At 72.0% G+C, this 15,904-nt stretch carries 16 protein-coding genes and 1 pseudogene; 5 read left to right on the plus strand and 12 right to left on the minus strand.

The features are described from left to right. Positions 1-10: 10 nt before the first annotated feature. Both IH68_RS0114890 and IH68_RS0114895 read right to left on the minus strand, forming a co-directional pair. Positions 11-718 carry a hypothetical protein gene (locus IH68_RS0114890; RefSeq protein WP_030934507.1) on the minus strand — a complete coding sequence of 236 codons (708 nt, stop codon included), beginning with the start codon at positions 716-718 and terminating at the stop codon, positions 11-13. A 1-nt stretch (position 719) separates the two neighbouring features. Next, the gene (locus IH68_RS0114895) at positions 720-1,247 is read right to left on the minus strand and encodes a sigma-70 family RNA polymerase sigma factor (RefSeq protein WP_030934510.1); all 528 of its coding nucleotides are present in this window, start codon (positions 1,245-1,247) and stop codon (positions 720-722) included. 306 nt (positions 1,248-1,553) lie between these two features. Between IH68_RS0114895 and IH68_RS0114900 the strand changes: the two genes are divergently transcribed. Beyond that, the gene (locus IH68_RS0114900) at positions 1,554-2,570 is read left to right on the plus strand and encodes an aspartate-semialdehyde dehydrogenase (protein WP_030934512.1); all 1,017 of its coding nucleotides are present in this window, start codon (positions 1,554-1,556) and stop codon (positions 2,568-2,570) included. Here IH68_RS0114900 and IH68_RS55180 read toward each other — a convergent pair. Beyond that, a pseudogene (locus tag IH68_RS55180) lies at positions 2,570-2,662 on the minus strand (DUF1203 domain-containing protein); the annotation flags it as partial. The gene IH68_RS0114900 and the pseudogene IH68_RS55180 sit on opposite strands and share 1 nt — an antisense overlap. A gap of 288 nt (positions 2,663-2,950) precedes the next feature. Between IH68_RS55180 and pepN the strand changes: the two are divergent. Further along, positions 2,951-5,521: an aminopeptidase N gene (pepN, locus tag IH68_RS0114905; protein ID WP_030934514.1), complete on the plus strand. Its 2,571-nt coding sequence runs from the start codon at positions 2,951-2,953 to the stop codon at positions 5,519-5,521. A gap of 67 nt (positions 5,522-5,588) precedes the next feature. On the opposite strand, the gene IH68_RS0114910 is transcribed toward pepN, so the two are convergent. The 3 genes from IH68_RS0114910 to IH68_RS0114920 form a co-directional block, all read right to left on the minus strand. Beyond that, positions 5,589-6,347: an SDR family NAD(P)-dependent oxidoreductase gene (locus IH68_RS0114910; protein WP_030934516.1), complete on the minus strand. Its 759-nt coding sequence runs from the start codon at positions 6,345-6,347 to the stop codon at positions 5,589-5,591. Positions 6,348-6,422: 75 nt separating this feature from the next. Further along, on the minus strand, positions 6,423-7,745 hold the full coding sequence (locus IH68_RS0114915) for a sigma-70 family RNA polymerase sigma factor (protein ID WP_030934520.1): 1,323 nt from the start codon (positions 7,743-7,745) through the stop codon (positions 6,423-6,425). 86 nt (positions 7,746-7,831) lie between these two features. Then, positions 7,832-8,719 (minus strand): LysR family transcriptional regulator, encoded by an 888-nt coding sequence (locus IH68_RS0114920; RefSeq protein ID WP_030934523.1) that lies wholly within the window; start codon positions 8,717-8,719, stop codon positions 7,832-7,834. Positions 8,720-8,849: 130 nt separating this feature from the next. On the opposite strand from IH68_RS0114920, the gene IH68_RS0114925 reads away from it, so the two are divergent. Next, positions 8,850-9,752: an SDR family oxidoreductase gene (locus IH68_RS0114925; protein ID WP_030934526.1), complete on the plus strand. Its 903-nt coding sequence runs from the start codon at positions 8,850-8,852 to the stop codon at positions 9,750-9,752. 125 nt (positions 9,753-9,877) lie between these two features. Here IH68_RS0114925 and IH68_RS0114930 read toward each other — a convergent pair whose 3' ends face one another. From IH68_RS0114930 to IH68_RS0114945, 4 genes are read right to left on the minus strand one after another with little or no spacing between them, the layout of a single operon-like run. After that, positions 9,878-10,786, minus strand: coding sequence for a LysR substrate-binding domain-containing protein (locus IH68_RS0114930; RefSeq protein ID WP_030934529.1), 909 nt, complete (start codon positions 10,784-10,786; stop codon positions 9,878-9,880). Between the two features lie 9 nt (positions 10,787-10,795). Beyond that, positions 10,796-11,698 carry a DMT family transporter gene (locus IH68_RS0114935; RefSeq protein ID WP_051833429.1) on the minus strand — a complete coding sequence of 301 codons (903 nt, stop codon included), beginning with the start codon at positions 11,696-11,698 and terminating at the stop codon, positions 10,796-10,798. Between the two features lie 35 nt (positions 11,699-11,733). Next, positions 11,734-12,666 carry an EamA family transporter gene (locus IH68_RS0114940; protein WP_030934534.1) on the minus strand — a complete coding sequence of 311 codons (933 nt, stop codon included), beginning with the start codon at positions 12,664-12,666 and terminating at the stop codon, positions 11,734-11,736. Further along, positions 12,663-13,991 (minus strand): MFS transporter, encoded by a 1,329-nt coding sequence (locus IH68_RS0114945; RefSeq protein ID WP_078912457.1) that lies wholly within the window; start codon positions 13,989-13,991, stop codon positions 12,663-12,665. Before IH68_RS0114945 ends, IH68_RS0114940 begins: the two co-directional genes overlap by 4 nt. A 147-nt stretch (positions 13,992-14,138) precedes the next feature. On the opposite strand from IH68_RS0114945, the gene IH68_RS0114950 reads away from it, so the two are divergent. Then, entirely contained in the window at positions 14,139-14,648 is a 510-nt protein-coding gene (locus IH68_RS0114950) for a MarR family winged helix-turn-helix transcriptional regulator (protein WP_030934540.1), read from the plus strand. Here the strand turns inward: IH68_RS0114950 and IH68_RS53070 are convergent. Next, a complete protein-coding gene (locus tag IH68_RS53070) occupies positions 14,645-14,845 on the minus strand; it encodes a hypothetical protein (RefSeq protein WP_420718987.1) in 201 nt (66 codons plus the stop codon). The two genes, IH68_RS0114950 and IH68_RS53070, sit on opposite strands and share 4 nt — an antisense overlap. A 94-nt stretch (positions 14,846-14,939) precedes the next feature. On the opposite strand from IH68_RS53070, the gene IH68_RS0114960 reads away from it, so the two are divergent. Then, on the plus strand, positions 14,940-15,539 hold the full coding sequence (locus IH68_RS0114960; RefSeq protein ID WP_030934542.1) for a TetR/AcrR family transcriptional regulator: 600 nt from the start codon (positions 14,940-14,942) through the stop codon (positions 15,537-15,539). A gap of 110 nt (positions 15,540-15,649) precedes the next feature. On the opposite strand, the gene IH68_RS0114965 is transcribed toward IH68_RS0114960, so the two are convergent. Then, positions 15,650-15,901, minus strand: coding sequence for a hypothetical protein (locus IH68_RS0114965; protein WP_030934544.1), 252 nt, complete (start codon positions 15,899-15,901; stop codon positions 15,650-15,652). Between the last annotated feature and the right edge of the window lie 3 nt (positions 15,902-15,904).

Here is a 15,904-nt window from a genome sequence, read left to right on the forward strand (position 1 = left end):
TTCTCGTGTCTCATCCGCAGGTGACGTGGGCCGACTCGGACAGTGCCTTGGTGAGCCGGGCGCGTTCGCCGGCGATCGACTTCTCGCCGACGAGCACACGGTCCGGGGTGGCCGCATGCTGCGGGACGCCCACCAGAATGTGGTCGCCCTTGTGGAGGGCCTTCTGCAGGACGCCTTCGTCGATCACGAGGGTCAGCTCCTGCTTGGACTTCTCCGGTTTGTACGAGCGGGTCACGTGCAGGGTGATCCGCTCCTGCTCGGCGCCCGGGGGCACCGGCTCCACCCGGGTGACCTCGCCCTCGGCGACCAGGCGGGTGCACGCGAGGTAGCCGGAGCTGGAGAACGGGGAGCGGACAGCCGAGTCCGCCTTGGCGCCCGAAGCGCTGCCGGAGTCCTCGTTCGCGCCGCCCCCGGCCTGCGACACCAGCCAGCCCATCCCCGCCAGCACCCCCGCGACTGCGGCCACCGCGACCGTGCCGAAGGCGAACCTGCGCACCGGGCGCCAGTCCCGGGGCGCCCGTACCCTCGCGGGTGCCCGCTCCGGCCGTGGCCCCTCGGCCAGCGCGTCCCCGATGATGCCGAGCTGCTGCCGCAGCAGGGCGAGGTCGGTCTCGGCCTTGCGGTGCTCGGCGCGGAAGGCGTCGTCGGCCTCGTCGGGGAGCCGCTCGCCGGTGATCGCGGCCATCAGCGCATCGACGCTGTTGTGTTCGGCGGTCATCTCACACCACCTCGTCCTCGTGCAGGCGGGCGCGCAGTGCCCGTACCGCCGTGTGCAGCCTGCTCTTGACCGTGCCCTCCGGGATGCCGAGCTCGTCGGCTATCGAGCGGACGGGCAGGTCGGCGTAGAAGCGGAGGACGAGGACCTGGCGCTGGGAGTCCGGGAGCTCGTCTAGCCCCTGGGCGACGGCCAGGGAGAGCACGCTGGTGTCCTCCCCCGACGGGTGCTCCAGCTGGCGCAGGGAGGCGAGCCGCTCGCCGATCCGCTCCTGGCGGCGTTTGGACCGGTGCCAGTCCATGGCCAGGTTGGAGGCGACGACGGCCGCCCATGCGGAGACGTCGCGCGGGGCCTCGTACCCCTTCGCCGCCCGCTCCAGCAGCCGCAGACGGACCTGCTGCACCCCGTCCGGCAGGTCCGTCTGCGGCACCCCGCCCAGCGCGAGCACCGCCCGCACCCGACGTTCCTGAGCCGCGTCCAGAGGATCGCCATGATCGTCCTCCTGGCCACGGCGGGCCTTTCTGCGCAGCACAAGCCACCCCCTACCGCGTTTCCTCTACGACGCCGGAGCCGGCGGAAACGTTCGGCCCGACCGCGGGAAATCCTGCAGAGGTGTACGTCACACCACCGCCCGCGGCCAGCACAGCTTGCGGCACCGGGCCGCCGTAGGGCGAATTTCTCCAGCTCAGCGCGGGTGTGGGCGGAGTTCCGCAACCGTTGATCGCGGCGCGGCGTCCCAGGCTTCGGGCATGGAGCGCAAAGAATTGGACAGGCGGACCCGGGTCGGCCGCATGATGGAAACGCCGCAGACATACAGGAACACGCAGAAGGAGTCGCCGTGAGGGTCGGAATCGTCGGAGCCACCGGGCAGGTCGGCACGGTCATGCGCAGGATCCTCAAGGAGCGCGACTTCCCGGTCACCGAGCTGCGGCTGTTCGCCTCGGCCCGCTCGGCGGGGACGGAGCTGGACCGTGTGACCGTGGAGGACGCGGCGACCGCCGACTACACCGGCCTGGACATCGTGCTGTTCTCCGCGGGCGGCGCGACCTCGAAGGCGCTGGCCGAGAAGGTCGCCTCACAGGGCCCCGTCGTGATCGACAACTCCTCGGCCTGGCGCAAGGACCCTCAGGTCCCGCTGGTCGTCTCCGAGGTGAACCCGCACGCGATCGCCGACCGCCCCAAGGGCATCATCGCCAACCCGAACTGCACGACGATGGCCGCGATGCCGGTCCTCAGGCCGCTGCACGACGAGGCCGGCCTGGAGGCGCTGGTCGTCGCCACCTACCAGGCGGTGTCCGGCTCGGGCCTCGCGGGCGTCGCGGAGCTGCACGGCCAGGCGCAGAAGGTCGTCGCCGACGCCGACAAGCTCACCCACGACGGCGGCGCGGTCGACTTCCCGGAGCCCGGCGTCTACAAGCGCCCGATCGCCTTCAACGTGCTCCCCCTCGCGGGCTCGATCGTCGACGACGGTCTGAACGAGACCGACGAGGAGCAGAAGCTCCGCAACGAGTCCCGCAAGATCCTGGAGATCCCGGAGCTCAAGGTCTCCGGCACCTGCGTCCGCGTCCCGGTCTTCTCCGGCCACTCCCTCCAGGTCAACGCCCGCTTCGCCCGCCCGATCTCCCCCGAGCGGGCGACGGAGCTGCTGGCCGGCGCCCCGGGCGTCGCGCTCTCCGACATCCCGACCCCGCTCCAGGCCGCCGGCCAGGACCCGTCCTTCGTGGGCCGCATCCGCCGCGACGAGACGGTGGACAACGGTCTCGCGCTCTTCATCTCCAACGACAACCTCCGCAAGGGCGCCGCGCTCAACGCCGTGCAGATCGCGGAGCTGGTGGCCGCGGAGCTGAAGGGCTGAGGCCTCCTGACCTCGTAGAGGAAACAGCCGTACTCGACGGCCCGGACGTGGACGAGCGCCACGGACGGGTCGTCGAATGCGTTACGGAAGGCACGCTTCTTCGCCCGCGCCGCCCCTACCCGTCCCATCCCCAGGGGCTGCCGTCAGCCCCGCCGGGGCTCCGCCCCGGGCCTCCGTTCCTCGCTTTCAGGCCACCGGCCGGCATCGATCAGCCCGTCCGGCGTTTGAGGACGAGGCCCCTTCAGGGCCGAAGCGGGGGGCGGGGGGCGGCAGCCCCCGGGATGCGCGAGCCGCAGCGGATCATCGGGATAACCCTCGTCGCCCTCCCCACGGTCCCGTGGAAGGATGGCTGAACCGACACATGACGAGGAGATGACCGCGTGCCTGGCACAAACCTGACCCGCGAAGAGGCGCAGCAGAGGGCGAAGCTGCTCACCGTTGACTCGTACGAGATCGATCTCGACCTCTCCGGCGCGCAGGAGGGCGGCACCTACCGGTCCGTGACGACGGTACGCTTCGACGTGGCCGAAAACGGCGCCGAGTCCTTCATCGACCTGGTGGCCCCGGCCGTCCACGAGGTGACGCTGAACGGCGACGCCCTCGACCCCGCCGAGCTCTTCAAGGACTCGCGGATCGCCCTGCCGGGACTGCTGGAGGGCCGTAACATCCTCCGGATCGTCGCCGACTGCGCCTACACCAACACGGGTGAGGGGCTGCACCGTTTCGTCGACCCCGTCGACCAACAGGCTTATCTCTACACCCAGTTCGAGGTCCCGGACGCCCGTCGTGTGTTCGCGTCGTTCGAGCAGCCCGACCTCAAGGCGACCTTCCAGTTCACGGTGAAGGCGCCCTCCGGCTGGACCGTCATCTCCAACTCGCCGACGCCCGAGCCCAAGGACGACACCTGGGTCTTCGAGCCGACGCCGCGGATCTCGTCGTACATCACGGCGCTCATCGTCGGCCCGTACCACTCCGTGCACAGCGTGTACGAGAAGGACGGGCAGAGCGTGCCGCTGGGCATCTACTGCCGGCCCTCGCTCGCCGAGTTCCTCGACTCCGACGCGATCTTCGAGGTCACGCGGCAGGGCTTCGAGTGGTTCCAGGAGAAGTTCGACTACGCGTACCCGTTCAAGAAGTACGACCAGCTGTTCGTGCCGGAGTTCAACGCGGGCGCGATGGAGAACGCCGGTGCGGTGACCATCCGGGACCAGTACGTGTTCCGCTCCAAGGTCACCGACGCGTCGTACGAGCTGCGCGCGGAGACCATCCTGCACGAGCTGGCGCACATGTGGTTCGGCGACCTGGTCACCATGGAGTGGTGGAACGACCTGTGGCTGAACGAGTCGTTCGCCACCTACACCTCCATCGCCTGCCAGGCGTACCACCCCCAGTCGCGCTGGCCGCACTCCTGGACCACGTTCGCCAACTCCATGAAGACGTGGGCCTACCGGCAGGACCAGCTGCCCTCCACCCACCCGATCATGGCCGAGATCCGCGATCTCGACGACGTGCTGGTGAACTTCGACGGCATCACGTATGCCAAGGGCGCCTCCGTCCTCAAGCAGCTCGTCGCGTACGTGGGCATGGACGAGTTCTTCGGGGGCGTGCAGGCGTACTTCAAGCGTCACGCGTACGGCAACACCCGCCTGTCCGACCTGCTGGGCGCGCTGGAGGAGACCTCCGGCCGCGACCTGAAGAACTGGTCGGAGAAATGGCTCCAGACCGCCGGCATCAACATCCTCCGTCCCGAGATCGAGACGGACGCCGCCGGTGTCGTCACCTCCTTCGCCATCCGCCAGGAGGCCCCGGCGCTCCCCGCGGGCGCGAAGGGCGAGCCGACCCTCCGCCCGCACCGCATCGCGGTCGGCCTGTACGAACTCGACGACGACAGCGGCAAGCTGGTCCGCGACGAGCGCATCGAGCTGGACGTCGACGGTGAACTGACCGCCGTACCGCAGCTGGTGGGCAAGCGCCGCCCGGCCGTCGTCCTGCTCAACGACGACGACCTGTCGTACGCCAAGGTCCGCCTCGACGAGCAGTCGCTGGCGTTCGTCACCGAGCACCTGGGCGACTTCGAGTCGTCCCTCCCGCGTGCCCTGTGCTGGGCCTCCGCCTGGGACATGACGCGGGACGCGGAGCTCGCGACCCGCGACTACCTCTCGCTGGTCCTGTCGGGCATCGGCAAGGAGTCCGACATCGGTGTCGTGCAGTCGCTGCACCGCCAGGTGAAGCTGGCGATCGACCTGTACGCCGACCCGGCCGCCCGCGAGGCCCTGCTCACCCGCTGGACCGACGCCACGCTGGCCCATCTGCGCGCGGCCGAGGCGAGCAGCGACCACCAGCTGGCCTGGGCGCGGGCGTTCGCGGCGACCGCGAGGACGCCGGAGCAGCTGGACCTGCTGGAGGCCCTGCTGGACGGTTCGCAGACGATCGAGGGGCTGGCCGTCGACACGGAGCTGCGCTGGGCGTTCGTGCAGCGGCTGGCGGCGGTCGGCCGCTACGACGAGACCGAGATCGCCGGCGAGTACGAGCGGGACAGGACCGCCGCGGGCGAGCGCCATGCGGCCGGCGCCCGTGCGGCCCGGCCGACCCCGGAGGCGAAGGCGGAGGTCTGGGCGCAGGTCGTCGAGTCCGACAAGCTGCCGAACGCCGTCCAGGAGGCGGTCATCGGCGGCTTCGTCCAGACCGACCAGCGCGAGCTGCTCGCCCCGTACACCGAGAAGTACTTCGAGGTGGTCAAGGACGTCTGGGACTCCCGCTCGCACGAGATCGCCCAGCAGATCGCGGTCGGCCTCTACCCGGCCGTCCAGGTGTCCCAGGAGACCCTGGACAGGACGGACGCCTGGCTCTCCTCCGCCGAGCCCGGCGCGGCCCTGCGCCGCCTGGTCTCGGAGTCCCGCTCGGGGGTCGAGCGCGCGCTGAGGGCACAGGCGGCAGACGCGGAGGCGTAGCCACCCGCAGGAGTACGTGAACGAGGGCGCCCGGTGTCACACCGGGCGCCCTTCCTCGTTCCCGCGCTCAGCGCGCGATCATCCCGCCCGTCACGTTGACGAACGTGCCGGTGATGCCGCCCGCGTGGTCCGAGGCGAGGAAGACGGCGGTGGCGGCCACCTCGGCGAGGGTGGGGTTGCGGTGTGTCATGCGCATCCCGGCGAGGTTGGCGACGATGCCCTGGACGGCGGCTTCGTCGATGGCCGGGTTGACCGCGGAGAGCTTCTCGACGGTGAAGGTCTCGGGCACCCCGGCCGCCCACAGGCCGACGGCGCGCACCCCGCGCGGACCGCACTCCACGGCCAGGTTGCGGACGAGCGTGTCGATGGCGGCGTCGGCGGGCCCCGTGCCGCCCATCATCGGGCTGCCGTGCGCGGAGCCGCTGTTGAGGGTGAGGATCACGCCGGAGCCACGCTCGGCCATGCGGCGGGCGGCGCCGCGGGCGGTGATGAAGTTGGCGCGGACACCGCCCAGCACGGGCCGCATGAAGTCGTCCACGGGCATGTCGGTGAGCGGGGCGCCCTGCACATCACCGCGGGTGACGAGGTTGAACGAGATGTCGACGTCGCCGACGCCCGCGAGGTGCTCTTCGACGGCCGCCTCGTCGAGGGCGTCCACGACGGCCACCTCGGCGTCCTTGATGTCGGCGGCCACGGCCTCCAGCGTCTTGCGGGCCCGTCCGACCAGGTGGACGCGTGCGCCCTCGGCGGCGAAGGCGCGGGCGACCGCACCGCCGATGGAGCCGCCGGCGCCGTACACGATCGCGGTCTTGTCGCTGAGCAGCATGGTGATCTCCTCGGTAGGGGTGTTCCGTGTCGGTCGGTCATACAGACGCACCGCGCCCCGATCACTCATCGGTGCTCACAGCCGCAGTGGCAGTCCGAAGGCCGGGAACAGATGCGGTTCGAAGGACGTGATCTCCACGATCCGGTCGTCGGCGTCGAAGCGCAGGACGTCGAGGACCTGGGCGCGGTGGACGTGCGTACCGGGTCTGCGGACGTAACCGCCCGCCGCGAGCTGCCCGTTGGCGCGGGCGGGCAGGTGGCGCCAGTGGCCGAAGAACATGGGGGACGCCGGGTCGAGGGTGGGGCGCAGGAACTCGACGAGGGCGTCCCGGCCGGTGAACCAGAACGGGTTGGGCGGCATGGTGAGCGTGACGTCCTTGCTGAGCAGGTCGGTCATCGCGGCGAAGTCGAGCTGCTCGGCGGCGGTCATGTACCGCTGCAGGACGGTGCGTTGGGCTTCCGTCGGCTCGCCGGCGCTCCACTCCGCGCGCTGCCCGGGCAGATGGTCGCGGAGGGTGGGGCGGGCCCGCTGCAGGGCGCTGTTGGCTGAGGCCACGGTCAGGTCGAGGGCCTCGGCGGTCTCGGCGGCGGTCAGGCCGAGCACGTCCCGCAGGATCAGCACGGCCCGCTGGCGGGGCGGGAGGTGCTGGATGGCGGCGAGAAAGACCAGCTCCAGGGTCTCGCGGGAGACGGCGGCGACGTCCGGCCGGTCCTCCTCGGCAGTGGGCAGCTCGTCGTCGGGGTAGGGCTGCAGCCAGGTGATGCGGGCCGGGGCCTCGCCGGTGCCGTGGTTCATGCCGGGGATCGGCTCGTAGCGCTGCGGGCGGCGGGCGGTACGGCGCTGGAAGTCCAGGCAGGCGTTGGTGGCGATGCGGTACAGCCAGGTGCGGGCGCCGGCCCGCCCCTCGAAGGACTCCCGGGCCCGCCAGGCCCGCAGGAACGTCTCCTGCACGAGGTCCTCGGCGTCGTCGTAGGAGCCGGTCATGCGGTAGCAGTGGACGTGGATCTCCCGGCGGTGGGACTCGGTGAGGGTGGCGAAGTCTGCCTCGGTGAGGGGGATTTCCGTAACGGCCTTCGGTGTTACGGATGCCTCGGTGGGTCCCTGGGGCTCCTTCGCGGTGTCCCGGGCGGTCCGGGCTACCCGCCGCAGCCGCGCCACGGCGGAAGACAGGTCGGCCACCCCGGAGTACAGCACGGACGGCGGCTGCGGTGTGAGTTCCTTGACCTGCCGCCCGATGTCGTCGATCAGACCCTGCACACTGGCTCCCGTCCCGGTCCCCTGCCGCTCCCGGTATGCCTTCTGCCGGCACGCGGCCGAGCAGTACACGGAGCTGCGGCCGGTGCGGCCCGCCCGTGCGGGGAGCGGTTTGCCGCAGTGGGCACAGGTGTCGGCGACCACGGGGCACCTCCGGAGTAGGGAAGGCATTGCGTCACGCGGGGACGGTGTGACGCTATCGCGATACGGGGGCCCGAGGGGGCCTGCGGTCACGCCGGTTCGGACGGCCGGGTGAGGTGGGTGCGGGCGATCTTGCGGAACGCGGACACCAGACGGCTGCGGTCACCGGCGCGGGTGGCGAGGGCGACCTGGCTGGGCTCCACGCCGTGCAGCGGGACCGCGGTGACGTCGGGGCGCAGGCGGACGCCGGTCGGGTAGGCCGTGATGACCAGGGCCTCCCCGGCGGCCACGACCTCGAACTTGTCCTCCAGATCCAGGATCTCGGGGCCCTCGGGCACCGGGCGGCCGTCCGGCCGGGGTTCGAGGCGCCAGAAGGACGCCCAGGCGGGGTCGGCGCCGGTGATCCTGGGCATCGGCTCGTCCGCGATGTCGTCGACGGTGACGGACTCCTTGCCGGCCAGGCGGTGATCGACGGGGACCACCACGGCCCTGGGCTCGTCGTAGAGGACGGTCACCTCCAACTGGTCGGTGGCGAAGGGCAGTCGGGTCACCACGGCGTCCACCCGGCGTTCGAGCAGAGCGGCGCGCGCCCCGTCCCAGCGCAGATGCCGGCTGCGTACGTCCGCGTCCGGATGCCGGCGCCGCAGCTCGCGCACGGCCGAGGTGACGATCAGGCCGCTGGTGAAGCCGACGGTGAACCGGCTGGGCTCGGCGGCGGCACGGGTCTCGGCCGCGGCCTGCTCGGCGGCGCGCAGCAGCGCCCTCGCACGCGGCAGGAACACCTCGCCGGCCTCGGTGAGCCGGGTGCCGCGCGGGGTGCGGTCCAGCAGCCGGGCGCCCAGCTGCTGTTCCAGGGCCGCGATCTGCCTACTCAGGGACGGCTGGGTGATGTGCAGAGCCTCGGCGGCACGCCCGAAGTGGCGGTGCTCGGCCACGGCGGTGAAGTACCGGACCAGACGCAGGTCGAGGTCAGCCATGTATCCACCCTACTCACCTGCGGTGATGCCCGAACCGTATTGCGCTATTCGGAACAGGCTTTGGACGCGGCCGCCACCCGCTCCGGAGGATGGAGGCACACCCACTCATCACCCTCGAAGGGGCTCCACCATGCGCGTATTCGTCACGGGCGCGACCGGTTTCATTGGCTCCGCGGTCGTCCGCGAACTCCTCGACGCCGGGCACCAGGTCACGGGGCTGGCCCGCTCGGACTCCTCCGCCGCGGCGCTGGCGGCCGCTGGGGCCGAAGTGCGGCGCGGTGCGCTGGACGACCTGGACAGCCTGCGCGAGGGGGCGGCCGCGGCCGACGGCGTCGCCCACTTCGCCTTCATCCACGACTTCTCGGCCGACTTCGACTTCGCCGCCGCGTGCGCGGCCGATCTGCGGGCCATCGAGGCGATCGGGACGGCACTGGAGGGCTCGGACAAGCCCTTCGTGATGTCCTCCGGCACGGCGCTGCTGCAGCCGGGAAGGCTCAACACCGAGGAGGACACGGCCCCGCCGGAGTCGTTCGGGGCGGTCCGGGCGCGGAACGAGGACGCGGCCGTCGCGCTGGCCGGCCGCGGGGTCAGGTCGGCGGCCGTCCGGTTCTCCCCGACCGTGCACGGCCGGGGAGACAAGGGCTTCGTTTCGATGCTGATCGGCATCGCCCGCGAGAAGGGCTTCGCGGCCTACGTCGGCGACGGCGCCAACCGCTGGCCCGCCGTGCACCGCACGGACGCGGCACGCCTGGTCCGCCTCGCCCTGGAGTCGGCGCCCGCGGGCACCCGTCTGCATGCCGTGGCCGACGAGGGCGTCCCGTTCCGCGACATCGCCGCCGCCATCGGTCACCACCTGGACGTCCCGGTCAGGAGCATCACCGCCGAGGAGGCGCCCGCCCACTTCGGCTGGCTGGCGAACGTCGCCGGCCTCGACGCACCGGCCTCGAACACGCTGACCCGCAAGTGGCTCGGCTGGGAGCCGACGGGGCCCAGCCTGATCGAGGATCTGGAGGAGGGGCACTACTTCGCCTGAGCGGGTCGGGCGCAGTCTGCCGCGGGTTCGGCAGCGCGACAAAGGGTCGCGGGGCTCCATCGATCTGCGGCTCCGCCGCGATGGGGAGCGACCAGCCACAACGGCGCCGCAGACGGCCGACGGCATCACGCCCCCGCGGCGGAGCCGCATACCTCCCGCAAAACCCCCAGCACCCGTCCCACCGCCGCCCCCTCCCCGGCCCCCTTCCGTACGGCCGCCACGACATGCCGTCGCGGCCGGTCCTCCGTCAGCTCCCGCATCGCGACGCCCTCCCTGCCCACGACCGCCATGCGCGGCACCAGCGCGATCCCCATCCCGGCCTCGACCATCGCCAGGATCGCCGTCCACCCGGCCGCCGAATGCCCCTGCACGGGGCTGAACCCGGCCGCCTCGCAGGCCCCGCGGGTGATGTCCGACCAGGGCCCGCTGCCGCCGAAGATCCACGGCTCCCCGGCGAGGTCGGCCAGCCGCAGCCCGTCGGCGGCCGCAAGGGGGTGGTCGCGGGGCAGGGCGAGGTCGAGGGGGTCGGCGAGCAGCGGGACGCGGGTGAAGCGGGGATCGGCGGCGGTCGGGGCCTGGGCGGCGAGGGAGAGCGCGAGGTCGACGTCCCCTGCGGCGAGCAGCTCGTACGCCTCCCCGGCCTCCGCTTCCCGCACCCGTACGGTCACTCCGGGGTGCCGGGTCCGCAGCGCCCGTACGGCAGGCACGACCAGAGCGGGTACGGCCGTGGAGAAGGCGCCGACCCGCACCTCGCCGACCTCGCCCTGCGTGTACGCCGCCAACTCGGCGTCGGCACACTCCAGTTGCTCGAACACGGCCTCCGCATGCCGCAGCACCAGCCGCGCCGCGTCCGTCAGCCGCACCCGCCGCCCCTGCGCCTCCAACAGCGGCACCCCGAGCTGCTTGGCCAGGTTGGTCAGCTGCTGGGACACCGCGGACGGCGTCATCCGCAGCGCCTCGGCGGTCGCGGTGACCGTCTCCCGCTCCCCGAGCGTCCGCAGGATCTGCAGCTTCCGGATGTCCCAGTCGACCATGGCGGCAACCTATACGGCCGCGCCCAGCACCACCCCGCCGAGGATCAGCGCCATGCTCAGCGCCTGCGTCCGGCCGACCTGCTCACCGAGCACCGCCCAGGACAGCAGTGCCACGCACACCGGCTGGAGGTAGTAGACCGCTCCCGCGCGGGCCGCACCGATCAGGCCGATCGCCTTGTTCCAGGCGAAGAACGCGACGGCGGAGGAGGCGACGCCGACGTAGAGGAGCGGGAGGACGGTCCCGGGCGTCGGTGTGAAGGTGCCCTGCGCCGCCACGCTCACAGCCTGGGCGGGCAGCAGCAGGGCGGTGCCGAACAGGAAGGTGGTGAACAGGAAGGCCGTACCGCCGAGCCCGGTCGGCCTGCGCCGCAGCAGCGCACTGTACGAGCCGAAGCAGCAGGCGGCGGCGATCATCCACAGGTCGCCGGGCGCGCCGGATGGATCTGCGGCTCCGCCCCCGACCAGGAGCACCACACCCCCGCACGCCGTCAGCAGCCCGACGGCCCGGCGCACCCCCAGCCGGGCACCGCCCACCCGCTCGAACAGCGCCATCAGCACCGGCGAAGCGGCCATGATCATGCCCATGTCGGCGGCCGGGACGGTCAGCCCGGCCTGGTTGACCAGGGTGTTGTAGACGGTGACACCGAGGAGCGAGGCGAGCAGCACGAACCCTAGGTGACGTCGTATCAACTCGCGTTGCCGCCAGGCCTGCCGGGCCCCGAAGGGCGCCACGGCCACCAATGCGACCACCCATCGCCAGAACGCCTGCTGCACCGGCGGCACACTGTCGTGCAGTGCCCGCGAGGTGACGAAGCTGCCGGACCAGACGACGGTGGCGAGCGCGGCCGGCGCGAGCCCGCGGAGGGAGCGGGTGGTGAGGGTGGAGGCGGTCCGGTCCAGGGCGACGGCCACGGAGGTCCTTTCGGTGACGGGTGATCTCGGTGGATCTACCGTCGCAGCGACACACCTGTCAGGTCCATCGAATCTTTTCGACGATTCATTTCAGCAGAACTGAACAATTGAGGGCGAGCAGGCTTTGCCGCCTGACCCGCCACCGTCGCGCCGAACGCCAGCGCCATGCCCGCGAGTTGGACCGGGGTGAGCGCCTGGCCGAGGGCTGCCCAGCCGACCACCGCCGCGGTCAGCGGGGAGAGCGGGCCGAGGAAGGTGACCTGGGTGGCGGTGAGCCGGCCGATGCCGCGGAACCAGAGCCAGTAGGCGACGGCCGTGTTGGCGAGGGCGAGGTAGAGGTAGCCGCCGACCGCGCGGGCGTCCAGGGCGGGCGGGGCGCCCTCGACGAGGAGGGCGAGCGGGGCGATGAGCAGCCCGCCGGCTGTCAGCTGCCAGCCGGTGAGGGCGAGCGGACCCACACCTTCCGGGCGCCTCCACTTCTTGGTCAGCACCGTGCCGGTGGACATCGACGCGGACGACGCGAGGGCGGCCAGCACACCGACGGGGTCGAGCGCTCCGGCCGCTTTCAGTACGACGAGGCTGACACCGAACGCCGCCACGACCCCGGCGAGCAGCGCCCGCCTCGTCGGCCGCTGCCCCAGCAGCAGCGCCGACAGTCCGACCACGAACAGCGGCCCGACCGAGCCGACGACGGCCGCCATGCCGCCGGGCAGCCGGTATGCGGACAGGAACAGCAGCGGGAAGAAGGCACCGATGTTCAGCGCACCGAGCACCGCCGACTTCCACCACCAGGCACCGCGCGGCAGCACCCGGGTGACGGCCAGCAGAAGCAGACCGGCGGGCAGGGCTCGGGCCAGAGCGGTGAACAGCGGACGGTCGGCCGGGAGGAACTGCGTGGTGACGGCGTAGGTGGTGCCCCACGAGACGGGGGCGAGGGCGGTGACCAGGACGGTCGCGGTCCGTTTCATGACCGGGTTCCTTCGGGGTGACGGGAGGAGAGGGACGGAATTCCGGCCGTCCGGGCCCCCTCGGAGCGTGCTTTGCGTACGACGGTCTCTGCGACCGGCCGTACCGCGTCGGCCGGCAGCCGGCGTTCCGCGCGGATCAGGAGGGCGGCCGCCAGCGCCGAAGTGAGGACCAGGACCGCCCAGGGCGCCCGGCCGTCCACCGCGAGCAGCGCCGTGAACAGCGACGGCGCCACCGCCTTCGCCAGCGACCAGGACATCTGGTACGCCGCCAGGTAGCGCCCGCGCGCGGCCCCGGGCGCAGCCGACACGGCGAGGACCTCGGCGGCGGGGCTGTGGATCAGCTCGCCGAGCGTGTAGACGAGGACCACGGCGGCCAGGGCCCCGCCCAGCACCGGGCCGGAGTGCGGCCGCAGGGTGCCCAGCGCGATCTGCCCGAGGAACGCCACCGCGAACAGACCCCCGCCCAGCGCGGCAGCCCGGGTGCGCCGGGCACCGGCCCTGCGTACCCGTCCGCCGACGAACACCCCGGCCGCCGCGCACAGCACGGTGTTGATCGTGAAGGCGGCGCCGGTGAGCACCGCGGGCCCGTGCAGCCACTCCACGAGGAACAGCGGGAAGAGCACGGACAGGGCCGAATAGCTCAGCGCGTTCAGGAAGTTGGCGCCGGTGACGACCAGGAAGGGCCGGTCGGCGAGCACGAGCCGGTAACCGGCCCCGGGCCGCCGAGCCGCCGTATCGTCGGCGGCAGGCAACGGCCTGAGCGGTCGCAGCAGCAGCGCGGCGAGGGCGAAGGACAGGGCGTTGCCCCAGGCCGCGTAGGTGTAGGCGGTGGGTCCGGCGAAGGCGATGACCAGGGTGGCCAGCAGGGCGCCGGCGCCGTTGCCGCCGTTCTGCAGCGCCCGGGTGGCGGCCTGCAGCCGGTCCCGCCCGGCACCCTGCGCCACCTCGCCGAGGAGCGAGGACTGCACGGCGGGAAAGGCGCGGTCGGCCGCGGCGGTCACCAGCGCGACCGCGGCGAAGGCGGCGAGGGAGCCGGCGAAGGGGTAGACGGCGAAACCTACGGCACGCACCCCGTACAGCGCGAGCTGCACGCGCCGCGCGCCGAACCGGTCGACGGCCGCACCGGCCAGCGGCAGGGCGGCGATACCGACGAGCCCGGTCACGGTGAGCACCAGCCCGACGGTGGTGAAGGAGAGGCCGGTGACGTAGTGGAAGAAGACCAGCGTGAAGGGCACGTACATGCCCGTGCCGACGCCGTTGACGGCGGCGGCGACGGGCAGGGCCCACTGGCCGGGTATGCGGTCCGGTTTCTCCGCTTTCTTCACGGTTGACCTCTCGGAATCGGATGCGCTCGACGACGAGCGGAAGACAGCCCGCCGACGATTAACTTGGCAGTGATTAGCTTAGCGCTAAGCCACTTTCCGTCAAGCTACTTTCTTGCGAGTGACTCTGCGCATGCGGATACTCGGGACATGAGTGCACAGCGCAAGGACGCCGTCGACGCGATCATCGAGCAGTGGGCGGAGGTGCGACCGGACCTCGACACCAGGGCGATGGAGGTCTTCGGGCGGATCTACCGCCTCTCCCGCACCATGGGCGACCGCATGGAGAAGGCCTACGCCCCGTACGGCATCTCGCGCGGCGAGTTCGACGTGCTGGCGACCCTGCGCCGCTCCGGAGAGCCGTACGCCCTCTCGCCGCGCCAGCTCTCGGCGACCCTGATGCTCACCACGGGCGGCATGACCGGCCGCCTCGACAAACTGGAACGCGCCGGCCTGCTGCGCCGCTCCCCCGACCCGCACGACCGCCGGGCCCTCCAGGTGACCCTCACCGAGAAGGGGTTGGCGGTCATCGACCAGGCGGTCGGCGCCGGCCTCGCCGTCCAGACGGAGGCCCTGGCCACCATGAACGACGAACAGGCCGGCCAACTGGCCGACCTACTACGGGAGTTGATGGCGGGTACACAGGAGGCCGGGCACTAGCCCACGTACCGGGCCACCGCGTCCTCGATGCGCGCCGCGTCCGCCGAGTCCGCCACCCAGGCCACGTACCCGTCGGGGCGGACCAGGACGGTCGTACGCCGGTCGCTCGCCCAGCGCTCCACGGCCAGCCGGTCCTTGCGGGCGCCCTGGTCCTCGTAGACCTCCGGGGTGATCAGTAGGAACCTGCCGCCGCGCAGATCTGTTGACCAACGCTTGCCGACGGGCGTAGGGCGGCGGCGCGAGGGAAGTCAACACTTGTTGGCCAACGCGCGCTGGCCTACGCTTGTTGACGTGAAAGTCAGCGACAGCAGCAGCACGGATTCCGGTTCCGGTGGCACCCGCCGCCGCTCGGAGACCACCCGTAACGCCATCCTCATCGCGGCCCGCGAACGCTTCGCGACCGACGGCTACGACAGGGCCACCATCCGCGCCATCGCCAAGGACGCGGGCATCGACCCCTCCATGGTGATGCGCTACTACGGCAACAAGGAGGGCCTGTTCGCGGCGGCCGTCTCCATCGATCTGAGGATGCCGGACGTGACCGCGCTCCCCCGGGAGCAGGTCGGCTGGGTGCTCGTGGCGCACTTCCTCGCGATGTGGGAGGAGAACGAGGTGCTGACGGCCCTGCTCCGGGTCGGGGCGACCAACAGGGCCGGGGCCGAGCGGATGCAGGAGATCTTCCGGGACCAGATGATGCCGGTCGCCCGCACGGTGTGTCCCGATCCCGAGCAGGCCCCCGCACGGGCCGCGCTCGCTGCGGCGCAGCTGCTCGGGCTGGCGCTCACCCGCTACGTCCTGCGGTTCCCGCCGACCGTGGCGCTGAGCCGCGAGGAGCTCACGGCATGGCTGGCCCCGACGCTGCAGCGGTACCTGACGGCGCCGAGCCCCTGAGACCGAGCGCCCCGGGGCTGAGCCCCCTGCAGAACATGCCGAGGGCACCGGTCCCGCCCGTTGTACGGCGGGACCGGTGCCCTCGAAAGACGTGTGGGGTCAGTCGGAGGTCAGGCCTTCGCCTTGGCCTTCGGCTGACGGTCCTTGGACTTGTCCAGCACCATCACCAGGCCCGCGATGACCGCGAACAGTGCCAGCGGTGCCAGGACGTAGAGGCCCAGCGTCTCGCCGACGCTCAGGCCCTTGCCGGGGTCGTCGCCGTCGTCGCGGATCAGCGCGGAGGCGGGGGACGACATGAGCAGCATCATCAGCGTCGTACCGGCGGCCAGGGCGCCGGCGCGCAGGGCGTTCTTCTTGTCCACGCT

The sequence above is a fragment of the Streptomyces sp. NRRL S-646 genome (assembly GCF_000720765.1).
GTDB lineage: Bacteria > Actinomycetota > Actinomycetes > Streptomycetales > Streptomycetaceae > Streptomyces.

Bases quoted from the DNA above. Each gene is read 5' to 3' on its own strand.
- IH68_RS0114950 (WP_030934540.1), top strand. From the start codon at position 14,139: ATGAGTGCACAGCGCAAGGACGCCGTCGACGCGATCATCGAGCAGTGG.
- IH68_RS0114890 (WP_030934507.1), bottom strand. From the start codon at position 718: ATGACCGCCGAACACAACAGCGTCGATGCGCTGATGGCCGCGATCACC.
- IH68_RS0114910 (WP_030934516.1), bottom strand. From the start codon at position 6,347: ATGCTGCTCAGCGACAAGACCGCGATCGTGTACGGCGCCGGCGGCTCC.
- IH68_RS0114920 (WP_030934523.1), bottom strand. From the start codon at position 8,719: ATGGCTGACCTCGACCTGCGTCTGGTCCGGTACTTCACCGCCGTGGCC.
- IH68_RS0114925 (WP_030934526.1), top strand. From the start codon at position 8,850: ATGCGCGTATTCGTCACGGGCGCGACCGGTTTCATTGGCTCCGCGGTC.
- IH68_RS0114930 (WP_030934529.1), bottom strand. From the start codon at position 10,786: ATGGTCGACTGGGACATCCGGAAGCTGCAGATCCTGCGGACGCTCGGG.
- IH68_RS0114940 (WP_030934534.1), bottom strand. From the start codon at position 12,666: ATGAAACGGACCGCGACCGTCCTGGTCACCGCCCTCGCCCCCGTCTCG.